Raw genomic sequence first — 19,546 nt, 5'->3', positions numbered from 1 at the left:
TTAATAATATAAAATACCAACTAATTCCAAACGGGAGTTAGTTGGTATTTTTTTCGTTTATAGTATAATTTACCTAAGGATTGAATTTAATTGAGAGAAGAGTGTCTATATGCGATTTCTTAAGTCATTAGGTAAGTTTATCTTGGCACCATTGCTTTCGGCTTTGATTGTTTTCGGTAGTTTTCCTGAATTGTTTGCGGTTTTAAACATTAAGACCAGCCTCACCCTTAGTCCCGCCATGTTTTGGATTATTTTAATCTACGGAATGGTGGTATTTGCCGTGGTTTACGCTTTGTTTTATAACGTCCTGTTTAAAAAGGGTAAGTCAAGTTCAACTAAATACAGTAAGTATGCCACAGTCGGGACGCTTATCATCAACTTGATTTATGTGGTTTCCGCGTTGCTGCTTGGTTTAATCATGATCGGAACGAAAATGCCTCAGTTTATCGATCCAATTGTAAGCAGCATCACGATTATTGGTCTACCGATTTTACTAATCCTCAACTTGATTGTTTTCTTGTGTTATCCAACCAAGAAAATGTACGTAATTAACGGAATTTTCTTTGCGTTTGCCACCATCGTTTATGTGATGTTGTGGTGGAACTAATCATCAATATTAAATGATGAAATATTTTGATTGAGCTAATCGTTATCGGTTAGCTTTTTATTTTTAATGCCATATTTTGATTATTTTACTAATTTAGTACAATAGACGTATAAGTGTTATCTACAAAAAATATCATTTAATAAAAAGAGGTCATTTAATTTTGAAAAGCAAAAAACATCAATTACTGGCGCTGGGTGTGATAATGTCCATCGTGCTTTTAATCACGCCGCTCATCTTCAATCCCAGTACGGTCGATGCTAGTAACAAACAACCGCCCATTTCGCAGAATGAGATTAACATAAAGGCTAAAAGTGCCATTGCCATTGACGCCACCAGCGGCCAGATCATTTACACCAAAAACGCTAACCAGGAGCTACCGATTGCGTCCGTTAGTAAACTCATCACTACATATATTGTGTTAAACCAAATAAAGGCAAAAAAGATTTCATGGGACAGCAGGGTCAAAATCAGCCCGGGGATTGCTAGTTTGAGTCAGAAGCATGATTTTACCAACGTTCCGTTGAAAGCCGGACAATCGTACACGGTTAAACAACTGTACGACGCGAGTCTGGTTTGTTCTGCCAACGGAGCTGCGATGGCGCTTGGTGAGTATCTCGCCGGACCCAATCAGGACTTCGGCAAGATGATGGATCAAGAGGTCAAAAAGTTAGGAATTAAGAACGGCCAGTTCTACAACGCGTGTGGATTAGCTAATCATGATTTAGGCACTCTAAAGAATCCGAAACTAAGTGATGACGCCGAAAACACGATGTCGGCGAAAGCATTGGCTCAGTTGTCGCAAAAATTAATAACCCAGTATCCGCAAGTCTTAAAGACCACGTCCATGACCACGATGGAGTGGGATGGAAAGACACACAAAAACACTAACCTGCTCCTGGGACAAACTAATCCATTCAAGATTGATGGATTAAAGACGGGAACCAGTAATACCGCGGGCGAGAACTTTGTGGGAACCGGTACCAGCAACAACGACCGCGTCATTACCGTCGTTTTGGGAGCGCCCAAGGAGCAGCGTTTCGCTCAAACTCAATTAATGCTCAATCAAATCAGTCAAATTTTGGAACCAATTACGATTGGTAATAACGTTCTTAAAAATAAAACCGTCAACGTTGTTAACGGACAAAAGCAAACGACCAAGATCGGAGTGGTAAAACCGCAAACTTACTGGTTACCACAGGGTGAGAAACTAAAGACGGACTTTGTCTCAACCAATCACTCTAAGGTCTTTAAAACACCACTGGCTCCAATTACGAAGGGTGAGAAGGTTGGAACGGTCAACATCAAGGCGTCACAAAATGAACTTGACTTACTTCCAAACAGTTCGATGACTATTCCCGTCGTTTACAAGTCAGCTAATCCGGTAAACATGATGAAGATGGTCATGGGAGCAATTGAGTTACTGGTTATTCTTCTGTTGTTAGTCTACTTAATTCTGAAAATCAGAAAGTTTAATCGACGTCGGCACTAGTAATTAAAATTATGAAGTTTTCATTAATCGACCGCAAAAAGTGTTGTCGAACGCGCCAATATGCATTATACTATTAACTGTAATTAAGTTTTGCTTGCGAGCGGCTAGCTCAACTTGTTAGAGCAACGAATTCTTTATTCGTGAGATTGAGGTTCAAGTCCTTGGCTGCTCATATAAATATAAAATAAAATGATTGCTTGATAGGCAATCATTTTTTTATACTTAACATATTAGTCTTTGTTCATTTTGTTGACGAATTCTAATAATTCTTCTCTGAATTTTTTAAGATATTTTTGTTTCTTTTTCTCATCAGTTTCATCAAAGTTAATTTCTTTTTCCATGTTTTCAGTAAAGTCTATTATTTCTTTCTTTTTGTTCGGTTCTAAGATTTGAACCCCCATACAAAAAACGAGCATGTTATTCTTATTAGTATTTGGATCATCTGAATTAATTGGTCCAAATTCTGGGAAGTCTTTCTCCAACTCTGCTGATGGTTTATATCCATTTATGTGATCTTGAAAGTATATAATTATTTGGTATTCTAAATCATTAGTATTCATATTTTTTCTCCTTGTTATTTATTTAACATAATATAATTAAAATTTTAGATTATTATAATAGGAATTCGTGTAAATGTTAAATGATTATCGTTGTGATAATCCATTTAAAAATTGACATCCAACTATTTATTCCATATAATAAAAACGAGAAGAAATCTCTAACTTTTTTCTCATCGCAAGTTGGATGCGATTATCATAGTTGAGTTAGTCCACTATGATTGGCTTTTTTTATTATTACGTCTGCTGTGGCGATTTTAATTGCTGACAGTATTAAAACACACCGTAACTGCTAGGAGACTAGTGGTTATGGTGTGTTTGTGTTTTAGCTGTATTTTTCAACGTTCTTTTTGATAAAGTTGGCGGAAGCCTGGAGTTTATCTTTCTCTTCTTCGGTTAAATCAAGTGGGACATCAGCAATTACGCCGTCTCTTCCAACTACAACTGGATAGGAGAAGTATACGTCATAGTCGGAACGGTAGTTTGAGACTGGTAAAACGGTGCGGGCATCAGAGAGAACGGTGTTGGCGAGTCGTACTGCGGCACTGGCAACTCCGTAACTGGTGTAGCCCTTACCTTGCATTACTCTAAAACCGCCGTGGCGAGCTTCCTGGTCTAAAGTGTCGAGGTCAAGATGACGACTTTTGGCTAACTTTTCGATTGGTTGGTCAAGAGCCCGAACGGTCGACCATGCGGTAAACTGAGAGTTACCGTGCTCGCCAAGGTTGTAACCAGTGACCGAACGTGAATCAATCCCTAGTTTTTCACCAACGGCACGTTTCATTCTGGCGGAATCTAGGAGTGTTCCCGTTCCAATGACGTGCTTTTTTGGTAAACCAGTAATTTGTTGGTACAACTGGGTAATCACGTCCACCGGGTTGGTAATAGCAATTAGAACGCCATTAAAGCCAGAGTCACGAATCTTGGGTGCGACCTCTTTGACCTGTTCAATGTTATAAGATAATTCGGCAAAACGATTGTCGCTGTCGTTATTTGACAGTTTAATCTTGCCAAGGGCCGAGATAACAACGTCGGCGTCCTTTAGGGCGTCGTAATCATTCACAACGATGTTGGTGTGAAAAGGAAGATTAGGCATCCCCTCCCGAAAATCAATTGCGTCGGCGTTGACCTTAGCCTCATTTTTATCAATTATTACTAAGTCATCGGCGAACCCACTTACGACGATGTAATTTGCCACCGTTGATCCAACGTGACCGTCGCCAATAATTCCAATTTTTCTAGTCATAATATGCCTCCCATTGATTATTTGGTTTCAGTTTAACAGATTGAGGTTGATTGGGAGTAAAAAAAGTTGGATTGACATTTATGCATTTATCACATACAATAATAGTGTAATAAAAAAAGGAAGAGATGTGTGAGATCTCTTCCAAGCGCGTATTTCAGGTGCGTTAATTTGGGTAAGCTAATCAGTGATGATTAGCTTTTTTTATTATCGCATATGCTTTTGCAAGGTAGAAAATGGCTTTTGAAATTGTCATTACTATCTGTGACGTGGCATATGCTAATAATATCCAAATAACGCACACCTCTCGATCTGTTCATCATGCTCCTCCTTATTCAGGATGTTTTGGGAAGCGATGTAACACATCTGTACGCTGAGGCATTTGAGCCTGTATATCAATTCTACAGGATAAAACAGTTCAAAACACTTAACTCCTTAAGTAATATTGTGTGATTTAACCGTTGATATAATGAAGGAAAAACTTTTTAAATTTTTTGGAATAAAAGTTACCGTTAAACTAAGCATTAAATTTTCTGGCGTTAATTTATCTTCACTAAAATTCTTCCTTGTTTTCCATGATCACTTAAATGTTTTTGGGCTTCTTTGACATGATTAAAATCATAGATTGAGTCAATATAGGATTTTAAAGAACCATCATTTAGCATTTGGATAATTTTGTTGTATTTTTGAGGAGCAATTGGTTTATTTTTAAACAGATAATTAATCTCTTTACGAATGGAAATAAAGTTTGGTAATGCTGACGAAAAAATGGTTCCATTCTTACATAATTTGGCTTCTAAACTGTGTAATATTTGTACATTTCCAGTTGTGTCTAAAACATAGTTGAACTGGTTGTTAGACAACTCATTTTTATCGGTCACAATATTATTTTTAAAATTACTAGATAAGAACTTTTGATCGATTTTAGAGGAAAAAATTACTGTACCGATTCCTAATAAATTTAACATTTGAATTAGGTAAGTTCCGACACCACCGGATGCTCCTATTAAAAGGACTTTATCATTGTGATTGATTTTTGATTCTTGGATCATCATTAGAGCAGTATCTGCACCACCAAAAATGGTAGCACCTTGTTTCAAAGAGACTCCTTTAGGTAATTTAAATGTATAAAATGGTATTTTTGGTGAAACATATTCGGCGTAGCTTCCAGTGGTTGAAACTCCAATCACATTTTGGTTGATATTTTTGCTGTTTTTTAATAATCCCGAATTTTGGATGGTACCGGAAAAACTATATCCAATAACATTAGGAAGTACCTTTGAATTTAAACCTTCTAGTAATCCATTTTCACTATAAATATCCCATGGTAAAACTGGTACGTATTCCACTTTGACTAAACTGGATAATGGTAATGTTCTGGGTTGTGATATTTCTTTAGATGCTAGACCGTCAATCCCATCATAGTTGGTTTGAACAATTGCTTTCATATTAATTTCTCCCTTATTTTTATGAGTTAATTTTAAATAAGTAGATAGAAAAACGATAATTAGTATTCTAATTATCGTTTTTTAGTAAGCTCAATTACTCTTATATTTAGTTAAAGGAGGGATGCTTATGTTGTGGCAATTGATTGTACTTTTCTTTATCTTTACTTATTAAAGTAATTATTGTGTATTCTATGTCTTTTATATTGCTTGGGATTAAGTCAGTTGTAATAACAAATATTACTTATTATTGTTTGTACTTCTTAAGTTCAATTTCTAACTCTTCTATCTTTTTGTTTAATCTTTTAATTTTTTCATCTTTTAATTTTTCTCTATCACGACTCATAGTAAGAATTTTTTGAATTTCTGTATAAAGACTTTTGTTTTTAATAATTACAATATCCAATGAATTACTTGCTCTTGTAATTGCTTCATATACCATTTTTTCTAGATTATATGGATACTTATCTGGATTATCAAAGACTAATTTATCGTCATTATTATAATGTACATTTGAAGTAAATATTAGCAAAACATTTTTAAACTCTTGACCAATTACATCTTTAGCATTTTTAGAGTAAATAGTTTTGTGAGAAAAAGTTCTTACTTTCATTGTTTTAGTAGTATATTCGTCTGGTTCTATTATTGTAATTTTTGGATCAATACCCTTGTAATTAACATATTTTTCTCCTTCTTCTAGCGAAGGAAAATAGTGTATGGATATATTTTTAAAATTATAATAGGAAGAATGACTTTTTTCATCAAATAATTTTTTTTGAAAAGCTGTTAATTCAGGATTAATTCTGATAGATTTCTGAAGAATATGAAAATTCTTTTTCGGTACGGATTTTTTTAATTTTTCCTCAATGTTATTTATTCTTTCTGCATCATGGACAACTTGAACTCCATCGACGCTAAAAATCCGAATAATATTATTAGGTAAGTTAATGGCTTTATCAATCATATTAATGGGAATTCGTTGACTTTCATCAAAAAACCAAATATTACATTTATTAAAAAAAGATTCTAAATCGTCTTCATCTCTACAACTATAATACCAGTAAAGGTTAATATTTAATTTATCTGCTAATATTTTTTGACCAGAGCTTGGTTTTGCTCCCATCATCATTCCTACTGATTTTCCCTTATTACAGTAGTAGCGGGCAATGTCAATTAATAAAAGGGTTTTCCCACTGCCAGCTTTACCCTTAATTACCGAAATGCCTTCATTATTTTCTAATATCTTATTTTTTATTTTTTTCTGTGTTGTTGTTAATTCATATTGAGACTTTAAAAATTCTTCTGGTTGATTGTATGGTGAAACCAAAAAATCTGATGTTGTTAGATTTTGTAGTTCTTTTATTGAAGTTGAAGTATAAGGAACTAAACTTTTAATTTGATTGTAATCAATTTTTTTCATTGACTTACTAGTAGGATCGTATTTCCATACTTCATCTTCAATTGCTAGGTGTTCGATAACAATAACGTTTTTGTATCTCATATTTAAAAAACGATAATGTTCTTTTGCTTGTTTGGAAATAGTTTTATTTTCTGGAGATTCTGATTTAAATTCAATGTTGACTACCGTATCCTTAGATACTCTTAAAAGATCAAATTGGGTGTTTACTTGATTATTCAGTTTAAATCCTAAAGTAAAACCCGATAGTTGTTCCATAGAAAGATTATTGATTAGGTGGGACAAAAGTGTTTTATAACTTTTTAATTCATTTATTTTAATTTGTTCATTATCTTTTTTGAAATTATATTCAACATCATGTAATTTCAAATAACTATGTATCATGTCGTTTGGTTGATTAAGTATGTCAAATAACTCTAGTAAATTAACTTCGTTTTGTTTACTCATTGTGTTACCCCACTCCTTTATGCTTATGCTATTTATTTCACTTACATTTATATAATATAAATGTTTTATAGGCAAGGTAATTATTACTTTAATGATTCAAAAGTCCTTATTAATCTTTTGGTTGAATACATCTGATAAAACATTGGCATTTTTTCTAGATTTATTTTCATTATCTTTATCACGCAACTTTTCGTAGCATTTTGATAGTAAGAAATATAAATCAGGCAACATATAGCTAGAATTGTTTTTTGTGATCCAAACAATTCCATCGGAAATCGTATCAATTGCATCGCTATATTTTTGGTGATCGTATAGAGCTAAAGCATATTGATAAAAGACAATATTTAAATTTTCACTGTAATCTTTAAAGTCACCGTTTTTAATTTTATTAATTAAAGAGTTGAATTGTTTGTTATTGAGTTTTGATGATTTGGAATTAATAAAATCAACGGCACTGTGTAGAAGAATTTCAATCGACGATAAATTTCGCTTAGCTTTTGGATTATAGGTGTATTGCAATGCCATTTTAAGAATTTTGGCAGATTCCTTTGGATCCTGCTTTAGTTGAAATACCGCACAACCATAATAATAGTAATATTTCTGAAAATCTTTGTCGTAGTGAAGTTGATTGATGACATCTGAATGGTCCAGCAAGTCGATCAATTTACGATATTCATGTTGATTACATAAATTTTCGATTTTTTTCGTAATGTCTTTGAATGAGCCGATTTCAAAGTAGTCGGCTAGTAGCACACTATCAATGGAAATGTCTAATTTATGGCAGATTTGTGATAGAAGAATGGCATTTGGGATATAATTTCCCATTTCGATACTACTAATCATAGACTGTGAACAGATTCCGTCTGCTAGTTCAGATTGAGAGAAGTCGTGTCTTTTTCTCTCTATCATGATGTTGCGTCCCATTATTTTTGATGCGTGATTAACATTGTTCATGATAGAGATGCTCCTTCAATGGAATTGGCTCGTTTAAGCAATTATAGACGACCTTACGAATAATGTGTATAATCATGTGAAAATAATATTATTAGAATTATTGGGGGGCTTTACATATGAAATTATGGGCTGGAGTATCCATTTTTGAAACGATAACGTTTGTTGTATTTACAACACTAATTTTTGTTAGAAAAGTTGATGCGACGGGTGTGGTTCAAAACACTGAACTAAAATGGATTACTTTTGGGATCTTGTTAGTTCCGTATGTAATTCTCTTTATTTGTCAGTTAATTTAGTACCTCATGATTAAAAAATATCATTCGGCAAAATAAAGAAGCTAGCATATTCGTATCTAAATATGCTAGCTCTTTACTTCCTAAATTTTATCAAACGCCTGTTTCAAATCGTCCAGTAAATCTTCTTTATCCTCAATGCCAACTGACAAACGAATCAGACCATCGGCAATTCCGTCCTTTAGACGTTGTTCTCTTGGAACGGAACCATGAGTCATGACTGCGGGAACTTCAATCAAACTTTCCACGCCGCCAAGGCTTTCGGCCAGGGTGATAATTTTCAAACTTTCGACAAACGTCTTCGCTGACAGTCCTGGCTGGAGTTCAAACGAAATCATGGGACCAAAGTTACGCATCTGTTTCTTTGCCACTTCGTAGTTCGGATTGTCAGGATCACCAGGGTAGTATACCTTCGCAACTTTTGGTTCATTTTTGAGAAAATCAAGAATAGCGTTGGTGTTGTCTTGATGAACGCGCATGCGAGCACCCAGCGTCTTGATGCCACGTTGAACGAGCCAACTGTCATCGGGACCGAGCGTACTACCGATGGAATTCTGCAGAAAGGCCAACTGTTCGGCAATCTGGTCGTCATTGGTGACGGCAACGCCCGCCACAACGTCACTGTGTCCGCCGAGATACTTCGTGGCGGAGTGAACCACCACGTCAGCGCCCAAGTTCAACGGGTTCTGATTGTAAGGCGTTGCAAAGGTGTTATCAACGATGGTTTTGGCGCTATGTCTTTTCGCCATTTTGGATAATTTGTGAATGTTGGCTACCGTCAGCAGTGGATTCGTGGGAGTTTCGAAGTAAATGGCCTTAGTGTTGGGCTTAAAGGCAGCCTCGACAGCGTCAGTGTCCTGCATGTCAACGGCCGTGAATTCTAGCCCGAAGCGTTTCATTACCTGATTAATCAGACGAATCGTCCCACCATACAGGTCTTGTCCAACGATGATGTGATCACCCTTGGAGTACATCGAGAGGATGGTGTTGATGGCAGCGGTCCCCGAACTAAAGGCAAAACCAGCCGTTCCGTTTTCGAGTTCAGCCATCTGGGTTTCAAGAGCGTACCGGGTCGGATTGCCCGTCCTTGAGTATTCCCAGCGTGGATTGTCACCGAGCTTAGTTTGTTTGAAAGTTGAGGTGCGATAGACCGGGACGGAAACGGCACCCGTTTCCTTGTCGCCGGTGATTCCACCGTGAATTAATTTTGTGTCAATGTGCAAAGTAAAAACCTCCTTGAATGTGACTATTAGGATTGATTATAGACTAGTGGTGAAAGTTAGAAAAGAAATAGCATTGTTAAGCATGGTTTTGCTAAACTGGTTTGACTACTTCGTCACATGTGTTAGAATTTTCCTATTCAATTAACGTTAGGGGAAGTTTATCATCATTAAAAAATTAGAAAATAAGAAAATCGTATACTGTCTTTTAGTGATTATCGTCGTTATTGGATTAGTGATTCTATTTAAAGACTATTTTCCACAGATTCGGATGTTTTTTGATCCAAGTCAACGTGGCGAGGCCGTCAAAGAAATTCATGAGCATGGGGTCATTGATGCGGCTCTGTTTTTAATTGTTTTAACGTTTGCGACGCTGTTACCATTTGTGCCCTATCAAGTAATTTGTGTGTTAGCCGGCATTTGTTTTGGAAACGTTCTGGGCTTTTTTATTAATTTAATTGGATTGACCCTTGGAGGTCTTTGCAGTGTTAAGTTGATTAAGTCCGTCCGTAACATCGCCAGTAATTATCGAGATAAAAAATTGAGTTTTAGTAACGTTAAGCATCCCTTTATCATTCTGTGTATCGGCTATGCCATCCCGTTCTTCCCCGTTTATTTAATTAGTTACGCGGCTTCACGGTTCAAAATATCACGTAAACTACTGGTCCTATCGGTTTTGATTGGATCAATTCCCCAGTCGATTATCTACATCGTCGGTGGGATGTACATCATTAATGGTAGTTTAAAGCGTATTGTCGGCGTCCTAGTTGGTGCTATTCTGTTTATTATTGTTTTACACATGGTCATTAATCACTTTACGAAGAACAAGGGTACTAGTTCCAAGCGCCAGGAACCGACCAAAGAAAGTAAAAACGAATCCAATTAGACTAATTAATTAGGCAATCCATCCGGATTGTCTTTTTTTACGTTCATAATTTATTCTTAGTAATGATAATGGTGGTATAATCAAGCTGTTTAATTGTTTGTAACAAAAAACTAAATAACGAGGGTTGCTTCCGATACGCCTCGCTAAAAACAATGAGGAGATGTTTATAATGTTACATGCATTAGCAAAGAGTCGATGGTTTGACCTAGTTGGAGTCGCAATCGTGGTGATTGCGTCGATTGCGAGTGGTTATCTGACGGAGAATCTGGCAGACGTCACGCACTGGGGCTCCTGGGCGGTCTTTGTTCCGTTTGGGATTATTTCGATCGTAAACGCCGTCCTTTCCATTTATTCGACGCGTTTAACCGGGAGAATGAATAACCTCGGCAACGTGATTGGCATCATTAACGTGGTGTTGTCCGGCTTTATTGACTACGTTTTAGGTGGTCGTGACCTATCCGGTGACGTTCATCATCTACACGTTTGCGATTAATAAGTGGATGAAGACCGCTAAGTACAAGGCGACCAAACCGTATACGGGCGTCAAGAAGTGGGTCGTCATGACCAGCATTTTACTTTTGAGTCTGGTATTTTCGTTTGGGGCCAATCTGGTTGGTTGGCCGTATGGTTACACCCATTTGTTATTCTGGATTGTTGTGATTGCCTTTGATTTGTCGCTAACGGCGAACATTTTAAACGCTATGAAATTGACGGTTCAGTGGAAGTACTGGTTCGTCTACAATCTGATCCAGTTACTAAAAGCCATCGTGCAGGGTAACTTCGCAAACGTTGGCAAATACATCTATTACATTATCAACTCGATTTGTGCGCTTGATTTCTGGGAGAAACCAATCTTGAAACCAGCAAAAATTAAATAATTCAGCAAAGGGGACTCCATTTATTTGGGTTCCTTTTTTATACATAATTAAAGTTTGTTTAATCACAATGTTTGGAAAGTTTTTTTGCATTTGCCTCCGCTAGAAACTCAAGTGTTTGAAAGAATTCTTTCTTAGATAATTATGATTTTGATGTGTTATAACTTGAATTTTTTTAAAAGGCGAGTATAACAATCTGTAAGCGGTTACAGATCAAACCAATCATTTCGAAAATTCCAATCCTGTTTAATAGAAAAGAGTTTAAAAAATCAATTGTTGATTAATGAAATCAGCTTTTTCTTTGGTCATAATTGCTCAATAATTAACAATTTTACATTATGGGAGGGTTTAGTTATGAAGATTGAAGCAGCGGTTGTCAATAAGAAAAACGGCAAGTTCGAAATCAAAGACGATGTCGAATTGGCCAAAATGCAACCAGATGATTTACAAGTTCACATGGTTGCGACCGGAATTTGTCACTCAGATGAGGCCTTGAGAAAGGGCACGGCCGAGATTGGTTATCCGATTGTTTTGGGTCATGAAGGTTCTGGGATTGTCGAAAAGGTTGGTTCGGAAGTCAAAGACTTTAAGCCCGGGGATCACGTCGTTCTGTCATTTTATGGTTGTGGAAACTGCATTAACTGTTTAAGGGGAATTCCTACTCAATGTTTAAACTACGCGGCCAATAACCTATCGGGGGTTCGTCCCGATGGCAGTGCACACTTTACCGAAAATGGACACGATGTCGCCGACATGTTTGACCAATCATCGTTTACAACGACTACGGTGGTTCGTGAACGAAACGCCGTCAAGGTTTCAAAGGACCTTGATTTAAGAAAGTTAGGGCCACTTGGTTGTGGATACGTGACTGGGAGTGGGACGGTCTTTAATACTTTAAAGCCGGAACCCGGTTCAACGATTGCGGTCTTTGGGACTGGCGCCGTTGGTTTGGCGGCCATGATGGCTGGTCGCATTTCCGGATGTACCAGTGTCATTGCCGTTGACATCGTTCCGTCGCGATTGAAATTGGCCAAGGAACTTGGTGCCACCGACGCCATTAATAGTAAGGATGAGGATCCCGTTGATGCCATCAAGAAATTAACTAATGGTCACGGGGTTGACTACGCCGTTGATACTACTGGTGTTAAACAGGTCATGGAGAGTTCAATTCAAGCGTTGGCTCAAGGTGGAACCACGGCCACGATTGCCGTTACCGACCAGCACATTAACTTGGATACTTGGAACGACCTTTGTACCAGTGACCGCAAGGTTGTCGGTGTAAACATGGGTGATTCGATCCCGCAGGTCGACGTTCCACGTTTAATTCGTTTTTACCAGTTAGGCATGTTCGACTTTGATAAGACCGAGAAGTTCTACCCATTTGATGAAATTAACGAAGCCAATGCTGATTCCATTAGTGGAAAGACGATTAAGCCGGTATTAGTGATTGATGATGACTATCAACCCGGAAAATAAATAATGATGATTAAGTGGTTTTAACATGACAATTGAAAGGAAGGATTTGTTATGGCTGAACTAAAACATTACCAAATGTACATTAACGGAGAGTTTAAAGATTCGGATTCAGGGAAAGTACTAACGGTGCTTAACCCGGCAACAGGACAGGCGATCTCAACCGTTCCTAGTGCTAGTAAAGAAGAGACACAAGCGGCCATCGATGCCGCAGCTAAAGCCGAAGAATCATGGAAGAAGGTTCCGGCTGCCACCCGTGGTCAGTACTTGCACGCGGTCGCTAACGAAGTCCGCAAACAAAAGGATCATCTGATTTACATGCTTCAAGAAGAACAGGGCAAGATTAAGTCACTGGCCACCACGGAGATCCTGTTTTCAGCCGACTACTTTGACTACATGGGGAGCGCCAGTCGAACCTATGAGGGAGAGATTCTTCAATCTGATAATGAGGACGAAAGTATCATGATTGAAAAACAGCCGATTGGCGTTGCGGCCGGCATTCTGCCTTGGAACTTCCCGTTCTTCTTAATTGCCAGAAAGATGGGTCCAGCGCTAGTCACCGGGAACACCATTGTGATGAAGCCAAGTTCTGATACCCCGAACTTAGCGCTCGAATTCGCTAAGATTGTTGAAAAGGTTGGCATTCCCAAGGGTGTTGTTAACATTGTCACGGGACCCGGTTCGGTCGTTGGCGACGAGTTATCAAAGAACAAGAAGGTTGGCATCATCAGTCTTACTGGTTCGGTTGAATCCGGGAAACGAGTCATGACTAGTGCCGCTACTCATTTAGCGAAAGTGTCACTTGAACTCGGTGGAAAAGCTCCCGCCATTGTATGTAAAGACGCTGATATTGACTTGGCGGTTCAATCCATCATTGATTCCCGAGTTGATAATAACGGTCAAATCTGTAACAACTGTGAACGAGTATACGTGCAAGAGGACGTTGCCGACGAATTCATCAAGAAATTATCGAAGAAGATGTCAGAAATCACGGTTGGCGATCCGATGAAGGACGAAAACGTTGGGATGGGTCCGCTGATTAACCAAGGAGCTTTGGATAAAGTTTCAAAGATGGTCGATCGAGCCGTTGAAGCCGGCGGTAAGGTCACCGCTGGTGGTCACAAGCTGAACATCGAAGGTGGTTTTTACTATGAACCAACGGTCATCACGAACGTCAAACAGGATTCTGAGATTATTCAGGATGAAATCTTTGGACCAGTTCTCCCGGTTGTGACCTTTAAGACCTTGAGTGATGCCATCAAGATGGCTAACGATAGTGACTTTGGCCTCACTTCCTCAATCTTCACCGAGAATCTGGATAACGCTCACCGAGCCGCCAATGAACTCGAAGACGGTGAAACCTACATTAACCGTTACAACTTCGAAGCCATTAACGGTTCACACTCCGGTTGGAAGGAATCTGGAATTGGTGGCGACGACGGTAGGCACGGTATCGACGAATTTCTGAATACGCACACCATTTACTTGCAGGGTCACCCTGATAAGGCAAAATGATAATCAATATTAATAATTAGAAACGGGATGAACTCGTAGAGTCGGAGCAAAAGTCGACTTTATGGGTTCATTTTTTGAAATTGTCAAAGTGAATAAAGATCGATAAGATTTAGGCACTACTAAAAGATAATCGAGGAATTTTTCATGAAATTACGTGCTTTAGAGAAAACTGATTTACCCAAGCTCCATGAACTGTTTAACGATAAACGCGCCATGGACTACTGGTTCACTGAACCATACCTTTCTATGTCGTCCCTTAACGAAAGATACGAACGTGAGAACAACGACCCCGCTATTCGCAATTTTGCGATTGACGTTAAGGGGAAATTTGCGGGAATCGTGTCGTTGATTGATATTAACCCACGGGACCGAAACGCCGAGATTGAGATTGCACTTGGTGATGAATTCGTTGGTAACGGCATTGCCCAGGCGGCGTTTGATGCCTGTGTGAACTATGGATTTGAGACGTTGAACCTCCACAAGCTTTTCCTGTACGTTGATGTGCAAAACAAGCCCGCCGTTCACATTTACGAAAAGTTTGGTTTTAAGATTGAGGGAACGCTCAAAGACCAGTTTTACGTCAACGGAAGTTACCATGACGTGTACTGGATGGCAAAATTTGAAGATGCGTAAATTAAAGACAACCAATCTTTGGTTGTTTTTTCTTTTCGATAAAACGCTTTGCTTGCATTCGGGTCCAAGTAAAGGTGTAAATTATGGGTAGTTAATAAATAACAGATAAGGAGATCTATCATGGAATATTTCACATTAAATGACGGTAACCAAATGCCCGCAACTGGTTTTGGGACCTTTCAAATCACTAACCCCGAAGAGGCCGAACAATCGGTCATTGACGCCATTGCATCGGGCTATCGTTTAATCGATACCGCACAGTACTACCAAAACGAGGAGGCCGTGGGTCGTGGTCTCAAGAAGTCTGGCGTAAAACGCGAGGATCTATTTGTTACCTCTAAGGTTTGGTTTACTGACAGTGGTTACGACAAAACCATGAAAATGTTTGAGACCAGCCTCAAAAAGTTGGGACTGGATTACCTTGATTTATACCTGATTCACCAGCCTTACGGCGATACCTTTGGTTCATGGCGGGCCCTTGAAGAACTCCAAAAAGCGGGCAAGATTAAGTCCATTGGGGTTTCGAACTTCTACGACGATCAAATTACCAATTTAGCACTGTTCAACGACGTTAAACCTGCCATTAATCAGATTGAGATTAACCCATGGGAACAACAAAAGACGGCCGTGGACTACCTGGAATCGTTTGACGTTCGTCCAGAAGCATGGGCTCCGTTTGCGGAGGGCAAACACGCCATCTTTAATAACGAAACCCTGAAAGCAATTGGTTCTAAGTACAAAAAGAGTGTCGGTCAGGTTATCTTGCGTTGGGAATTTCAACGTGGAATCGTGACCCTGGCTAAATCAACTCATAAGAACCGGATGGAAGAAAACATCGATATCTTCGACTTTGAGTTAAGTGACGATGATATGAAAGAGATCGCCAAGTTGGACAAGGGCGAAAGCCAGTTCTTTGACCACCGTGATCCAAAGACCATTCAAAATTTCGTTAAGTAATGAGAGTGTGAAAGGCATAATTCATGAAGAAAATTTTAATTGTTGGAGCGACCGGAAACGTCGGTCAAGAGGTCAGAAAGAACCTGTTGGAAAAGACCGATGATTTTTTGACACTGTTTTCAAGAAGTGCAGGTCAAAGGTTTAGTGATGACAGTCGAGAGCGAGCCGTGAGCGGCGACGTAAATGACTTATCTGACCTTGAAAAAGTTGTGCATGGTCAAGACGAAGTGTTTGTGGCGCTTAGTGGCAATTTACCGGAAATGGCAAGGAACGTTGCGGCCGCCATGGATGATGAGAACGTTAAACGTCTGGTCTTCATCACGTCAATGGGCATCTATAATGAGGTCCCTGAAGAAATCTCGGCAAGTGGCAATCTGAACAACAATCCGCGACTGGCACCGTACCGAAAAGCGGCCGATGTGATTGAAGAGTCTGACCTTGATTACACGTTAATTCGTCCCGGGTGGTTTGACAATGGCAGCGGTCAGTACGAGATTACCTATAAAGGTCAAGATGTTAGCGGTAATCGGGTGGCCGTTGCCAGTATTGCGGATCTAGTGACGCGCCTGCTACAAGATGACCAGTTGGATGTAAGGGAAAGTTTAGGAATTAATCGAAAAGCTTAGTTAAATGAATGTGAGGAATTAAAATGAAAGCAACGGAATTTATCAAACCGGGTGATGTCGAACTCGTTGACACACCCAAACCTAAGATTGAAAAGCCAACCGACGCCATTATTAAGGTGGTACGGGCCAGCGTTTGTGGTTCCGACCTCTGGTGGTATCGTGGCATTGACGAACGAAAACGGAATACCTTTGTCGGCCACGAAACCATCGGAATTGTGGATTCAGTTGGGTCAGACGTCAAGGACGTTCAGCCCGGTGATTTTGTGATTGCACCATTTACCCATGGTTGTGGTCACTGTGCCGCTTGTTTGGCGGGTTTTGACGGTAACTGTATGAACCAGGAGAAAGGCGCAAACATTGGTTATCAAGCCCAGTACTTCAGATACATCAACGCCAACTGGGGACTTGTGAAGATTCCCGGTCAACCATCGGACTATTCGGACGAAATGTTGAAGTCACTGGTCACCCTCTCTGACGTCATGGCAACTGGCTATCACGCCGCCGCTAGCGCCGAAGTGAAGGACGGTGACACCGTTGTCGTCATGGGTGACGGAGCCGTTGGTCTCTGTGGTGTGATTGCGGCCAAGTTGCGTGGTGCAAAGCGCATCATTGCCATGAGTCGGCACGAGGACCGTCAAAAGTTAGCTAAAGAATTTGGCGCCACTGACATCGTACCAGAACGTGGGGATGAAGCGGTTAAGCACGTCATGGAACTAACCGACGGTGCTGGAGCTGATGCCATTTTGGAATGTGTTGGCACCGAACAGTCGGTTGATACGGCAACAAAGGTTGCTAGACCAGGTGCCGTCGTTGGTCGAGTGGGAATTCCGCAAAAGGCCGGGATGAACACCAACAACTTGTTCTATAACAACACCGGTTTACGTGGTGGCATTGCGCCCGTTACCACCTACGACCGTGATGTATTGCTGAAGGCGGTTCTTGACGGCAAGATTAATCCCGGAAAAGTCTTTACCAAGGAATTTAATTTAGACCACGTCAAGGATGCTTATGCCGCCATGGATAAGCGGGAAGCCATTAAATCGTTGTTGATAAGGATTAGTTATGTTTGACTGAACAATAGTTTAATGAAATTAGAATGACTAGTTTTCCAAAAAATAAGTCCTTACTCGATTGAGTAAGGGCTTATTTGGTTTATTCACTTATACATCCTGGTCAGTTGGACGAACCAAGACTTCGTTAATATCAACGTTTTCTGGTTGACTCATCATGAAGACCGCGATTTCCGCGATGTTTTCAGGACTCAACCAACCATGCTTGCCAGCTTCAATCTGTTTTTTAATCTTGTCATCGTTGATGGTGTCCATCAGGTTCGTGTCGACAAAACCGGGTGAGACGATCCCAGTCCGAATCCCATTTTGGTGTTGTTCTTGACGGAGACCCTCCATGATGGCTTTAACGGCGTACTTGGAACCATTATAAACGGCCGAATTAGGGTAAACTACGTGACCAGCGACTGAATCGGTAGCCATGATTAAACCTTGACCCTGTTGTTTCATTTGTGGGACGGCCGCCACAATCCCGTTCAAGACTCCCATGATGTTGGTATCAATGGTTTTCTTCCAATCGACTAAACGATCCGGGTCATCAACAGGCCCCTGCGGCATGATGCCAGCGTTATTATACATGACGTTTAGTTGACCATACTTGTCAATTGCCATGCCGGTCAGTTCCTGGACGTCTTCTTTCTTAGTAACATCCGTAATTTTGTAAGAAAAGTTTTTTGGATTATCAACTTCGGTGGAAAGCTCTTCAAGTTGTTCCTCGTTTCTAGCACCGACGACCACTTTGGCACCCCGAGACAAAGCTAACTTGGCGGTGGCAGCTCCCATCCCAGAACTACCACCGGTGATAACTACAACTTTATTTTCGATTGTCATAATAAAACCCCTCTTCCAACTTATGACTTCCGATACGAGATCATTTAACGCTAAATTTAGTCCTGATTCAAGTAAATGGGTTCCAAAATTGATTAAGATTCTGTGACAAAAAACTCCCACTCATTGAGCAGGAGTTAAATCAAGGTTTTATTAAACGTCTTGGTCGGTTGGGCGAACCAAAACTTCATTAATGTCAACGTTTTCTGGTTGACTCATCATGAAGACCGCAATCTCTGCGATGTCGTCAGGCTCTAACCAGCCATACTTGGTGTTGTTATTTTGTTCAATACTCTTTTGAATTTGATCGTCGTGAACGGTTGACATCAGGTTGGTATCAACGGCTCCGGGTGATACAATCCCGGTCTTTATGCCGTTTTGGTGTTGCTCCTGACGCAAGCCTTCCATGATTGCCTTAACGGCGTACTTCGAACCGTTGTAGACGGCTGAACCAGGATAAACCACATGACCTGCGACCGAGTCGGTAGCCATGATTAAACCGTGACCCTGTTTCGTCATTTGAGGAACGGCGGCCACAATCCCGTTTAATACTCCCATGATATTGGTGTTTAAAATATCCTGCCATTCGCTCAATTTAGCTGGATTGTCAACCATTCCCTGCGGCATGATTCCAGCGTTGTTGTAAATGACGTCGAGCTTGCCAAACTTTTTGATGGCTAAATCGACTAAGGACTGCACCTCGTCTTTTTTCGTAACGTCAGTTTGTTGGTAGGCAAAGTTTTCGGGATGGTCAACTTCATCGGCCATTCGTTCTAATTTTTCTTCATTTCGTGATCCAACGACCACTTTGGCACCTCTTTTGAGGGCCAACTTAGCGGTAGCTTCTCCCATTCCAGAAGAGCCACCGGTGATGACAACAACTTTATCTTTAACAGACATCGTAACAACTCCCTTCTTTAATACAGGTAAATGGTAAACCCTTATATGGCGTAAACGTCAAGAAAGGCGACTTGATGAAACTTTTCTGTCTTTCATGTCACATATTGAGACATC

At 39.8% G+C, this 19,546-nt stretch carries 18 protein-coding genes, 1 tRNA gene and 1 pseudogene; 12 read left to right on the top strand and 8 right to left on the bottom strand.

What is annotated here, in order from left to right; translation table 11 throughout:
• Positions 1–109 precede the first annotated feature (109 nt).
• The 3 genes from AC6UDD_RS05455 to AC6UDD_RS05445 all read left to right on the top strand — a co-directional run bounded on the left by AC6UDD_RS05455 (position 110) and on the right by AC6UDD_RS05445 (position 2,268).
• Positions 110–607, top strand: coding sequence for a hypothetical protein (locus tag AC6UDD_RS05455; protein WP_500719443.1), 498 nt, complete (start codon positions 110–112; stop codon positions 605–607).
• 160 nt (positions 608–767) lie between these two features.
• Positions 768–2,096, top strand: coding sequence for a D-alanyl-D-alanine carboxypeptidase family protein (locus tag AC6UDD_RS05450; RefSeq protein ID WP_500719441.1), 1,329 nt, complete (start codon positions 768–770; stop codon positions 2,094–2,096).
• A 98-nt stretch (positions 2,097–2,194) separates the two neighbouring features.
• Positions 2,195–2,268 (top strand) — tRNA-Lys (locus tag AC6UDD_RS05445).
• Positions 2,269–2,326: 58 nt separating this feature from the next.
• Here AC6UDD_RS05445 and AC6UDD_RS05440 read toward each other — a convergent pair.
• From AC6UDD_RS05440 to AC6UDD_RS05420, 5 genes are all read right to left on the bottom strand, one after another.
• The gene (locus AC6UDD_RS05440) at positions 2,327–2,656 is read right to left on the bottom strand and encodes a hypothetical protein (RefSeq protein WP_500719439.1); all 330 of its coding nucleotides are present in this window, start codon (positions 2,654–2,656) and stop codon (positions 2,327–2,329) included.
• Positions 2,657–2,978: 322 nt separating this feature from the next.
• A complete protein-coding gene (locus AC6UDD_RS05435; RefSeq protein ID WP_500719437.1) occupies positions 2,979–3,899 on the bottom strand; it encodes an L-lactate dehydrogenase in 921 nt (306 codons plus the stop codon).
• A 536-nt stretch (positions 3,900–4,435) separates the two neighbouring features.
• On the bottom strand, positions 4,436–5,344 hold the full coding sequence (locus tag AC6UDD_RS05430) for a zinc-binding dehydrogenase (protein ID WP_500719435.1): 909 nt from the start codon (positions 5,342–5,344) through the stop codon (positions 4,436–4,438).
• Positions 5,345–5,588: 244 nt separating this feature from the next.
• On the bottom strand, positions 5,589–7,205 hold the full coding sequence (locus AC6UDD_RS05425; protein WP_500719433.1) for a DNA/RNA helicase domain-containing protein: 1,617 nt from the start codon (positions 7,203–7,205) through the stop codon (positions 5,589–5,591).
• 96 nt (positions 7,206–7,301) lie between these two features.
• The gene (locus tag AC6UDD_RS05420) at positions 7,302–8,114 is read right to left on the bottom strand and encodes a helix-turn-helix transcriptional regulator (RefSeq protein ID WP_500719431.1); all 813 of its coding nucleotides are present in this window, start codon (positions 8,112–8,114) and stop codon (positions 7,302–7,304) included.
• Between the two features lie 161 nt (positions 8,115–8,275).
• On the opposite strand from AC6UDD_RS05420, the gene AC6UDD_RS05415 reads away from it, so the two are divergent.
• Positions 8,276–8,455 (top strand): DUF3923 family protein, encoded by a 180-nt coding sequence (locus AC6UDD_RS05415; RefSeq protein WP_500719429.1) that lies wholly within the window; start codon positions 8,276–8,278, stop codon positions 8,453–8,455.
• 80 nt (positions 8,456–8,535) lie between these two features.
• Here AC6UDD_RS05415 and AC6UDD_RS05410 read toward each other — a convergent pair whose 3' ends face one another.
• On the bottom strand, positions 8,536–9,675 hold the full coding sequence (locus tag AC6UDD_RS05410) for a trans-sulfuration enzyme family protein (protein WP_500719427.1): 1,140 nt from the start codon (positions 9,673–9,675) through the stop codon (positions 8,536–8,538).
• Between the two features lie 208 nt (positions 9,676–9,883).
• On the opposite strand from AC6UDD_RS05410, the gene AC6UDD_RS05405 reads away from it, so the two are divergent.
• The 8 genes and pseudogenes from AC6UDD_RS05405 to AC6UDD_RS05370 all read left to right on the top strand — a co-directional run bounded on the left by AC6UDD_RS05405 (position 9,884) and on the right by AC6UDD_RS05370 (position 17,707).
• A complete protein-coding gene (locus AC6UDD_RS05405) occupies positions 9,884–10,558 on the top strand; it encodes a TVP38/TMEM64 family protein (RefSeq protein ID WP_500719426.1) in 675 nt (224 codons plus the stop codon).
• Positions 10,559–10,727: 169 nt separating this feature from the next.
• Positions 10,728–11,436: pseudogene (locus AC6UDD_RS05400) on the top strand (nicotinamide mononucleotide transporter).
• Positions 11,437–11,787: 351 nt separating this feature from the next.
• Entirely contained in the window at positions 11,788–12,909 is a 1,122-nt protein-coding gene (locus AC6UDD_RS05395) for an NAD(P)-dependent alcohol dehydrogenase (RefSeq protein ID WP_500719423.1), read from the top strand.
• A 51-nt stretch (positions 12,910–12,960) separates the two neighbouring features.
• Positions 12,961–14,421 (top strand): aldehyde dehydrogenase, encoded by a 1,461-nt coding sequence (aldA, locus tag AC6UDD_RS05390; RefSeq protein WP_500719421.1) that lies wholly within the window; start codon positions 12,961–12,963, stop codon positions 14,419–14,421.
• Positions 14,422–14,565: 144 nt separating this feature from the next.
• Positions 14,566–15,054: a GNAT family N-acetyltransferase gene (locus tag AC6UDD_RS05385; protein WP_500719420.1), complete on the top strand. Its 489-nt coding sequence runs from the start codon at positions 14,566–14,568 to the stop codon at positions 15,052–15,054.
• 120 nt (positions 15,055–15,174) lie between these two features.
• Positions 15,175–16,011, top strand: coding sequence for an aldo/keto reductase (locus AC6UDD_RS05380; protein WP_500719418.1), 837 nt, complete (start codon positions 15,175–15,177; stop codon positions 16,009–16,011).
• Between the two features lie 23 nt (positions 16,012–16,034).
• Positions 16,035–16,637 carry an NAD(P)H-binding protein gene (locus tag AC6UDD_RS05375; protein ID WP_500719416.1) on the top strand — a complete coding sequence of 201 codons (603 nt, stop codon included), beginning with the start codon at positions 16,035–16,037 and terminating at the stop codon, positions 16,635–16,637.
• A gap of 23 nt (positions 16,638–16,660) precedes the next feature.
• Positions 16,661–17,707: a zinc-dependent alcohol dehydrogenase family protein gene (locus tag AC6UDD_RS05370; RefSeq protein WP_500719413.1), complete on the top strand. Its 1,047-nt coding sequence runs from the start codon at positions 16,661–16,663 to the stop codon at positions 17,705–17,707.
• Between the two features lie 90 nt (positions 17,708–17,797).
• On the opposite strand, the gene AC6UDD_RS05365 is transcribed toward AC6UDD_RS05370, so the two are convergent.
• Together AC6UDD_RS05365 and AC6UDD_RS05360 are read right to left on the bottom strand one after the other, a co-directional pair.
• Positions 17,798–18,535: an SDR family oxidoreductase gene (locus AC6UDD_RS05365; protein WP_500719411.1), complete on the bottom strand. Its 738-nt coding sequence runs from the start codon at positions 18,533–18,535 to the stop codon at positions 17,798–17,800.
• A 150-nt stretch (positions 18,536–18,685) separates the two neighbouring features.
• Positions 18,686–19,432, bottom strand: coding sequence for an SDR family oxidoreductase (locus tag AC6UDD_RS05360; protein ID WP_500719408.1), 747 nt, complete (start codon positions 19,430–19,432; stop codon positions 18,686–18,688).
• Positions 19,433–19,546: the final 114 nt, after the last annotated feature.

The organism is Fructilactobacillus sp. X2R1C3 (genome assembly GCF_059901425.1).
This window is presented reverse-complemented; position numbering and strand designations above follow the sequence as displayed.

What these genes read in the sequence shown, in the direction of transcription:
- AC6UDD_RS05455 (WP_500719443.1), top strand. Translation starts at nt 110, where the DNA reads ATGCGATTTCTTAAGTCATTAGGTAAGTTTATCTTGGCACCATTGCTT.
- AC6UDD_RS05440 (WP_500719439.1), bottom strand. Translation starts at nt 2,656, where the DNA reads ATGAATACTAATGATTTAGAATACCAAATAATTATATACTTTCAAGAT.
- AC6UDD_RS05435 (WP_500719437.1), bottom strand. Translation starts at nt 3,899, where the DNA reads ATGACTAGAAAAATTGGAATTATTGGCGACGGTCACGTTGGATCAACG.
- AC6UDD_RS05430 (WP_500719435.1), bottom strand. Translation starts at nt 5,344, where the DNA reads ATGAAAGCAATTGTTCAAACCAACTATGATGGGATTGACGGTCTAGCA.
- AC6UDD_RS05425 (WP_500719433.1), bottom strand. Translation starts at nt 7,205, where the DNA reads ATGAGTAAACAAAACGAAGTTAATTTACTAGAGTTATTTGACATACTT.
- AC6UDD_RS05420 (WP_500719431.1), bottom strand. Translation starts at nt 8,114, where the DNA reads ATGATAGAGAGAAAAAGACACGACTTCTCTCAATCTGAACTAGCAGAC.
- AC6UDD_RS05415 (WP_500719429.1), top strand. Translation starts at nt 8,276, where the DNA reads ATGAAATTATGGGCTGGAGTATCCATTTTTGAAACGATAACGTTTGTT.
- AC6UDD_RS05395 (WP_500719423.1), top strand. Translation starts at nt 11,788, where the DNA reads ATGAAGATTGAAGCAGCGGTTGTCAATAAGAAAAACGGCAAGTTCGAA.
- aldA (WP_500719421.1), top strand. Translation starts at nt 12,961, where the DNA reads ATGGCTGAACTAAAACATTACCAAATGTACATTAACGGAGAGTTTAAA.
- AC6UDD_RS05385 (WP_500719420.1), top strand. Translation starts at nt 14,566, where the DNA reads ATGAAATTACGTGCTTTAGAGAAAACTGATTTACCCAAGCTCCATGAA.
- AC6UDD_RS05380 (WP_500719418.1), top strand. Translation starts at nt 15,175, where the DNA reads ATGGAATATTTCACATTAAATGACGGTAACCAAATGCCCGCAACTGGT.
- AC6UDD_RS05375 (WP_500719416.1), top strand. Translation starts at nt 16,035, where the DNA reads ATGAAGAAAATTTTAATTGTTGGAGCGACCGGAAACGTCGGTCAAGAG.
- AC6UDD_RS05370 (WP_500719413.1), top strand. Translation starts at nt 16,661, where the DNA reads ATGAAAGCAACGGAATTTATCAAACCGGGTGATGTCGAACTCGTTGAC.
- AC6UDD_RS05365 (WP_500719411.1), bottom strand. Translation starts at nt 18,535, where the DNA reads ATGACAATCGAAAATAAAGTTGTAGTTATCACCGGTGGTAGTTCTGGG.
- AC6UDD_RS05360 (WP_500719408.1), bottom strand. Translation starts at nt 19,432, where the DNA reads ATGTCTGTTAAAGATAAAGTTGTTGTCATCACCGGTGGCTCTTCTGGA.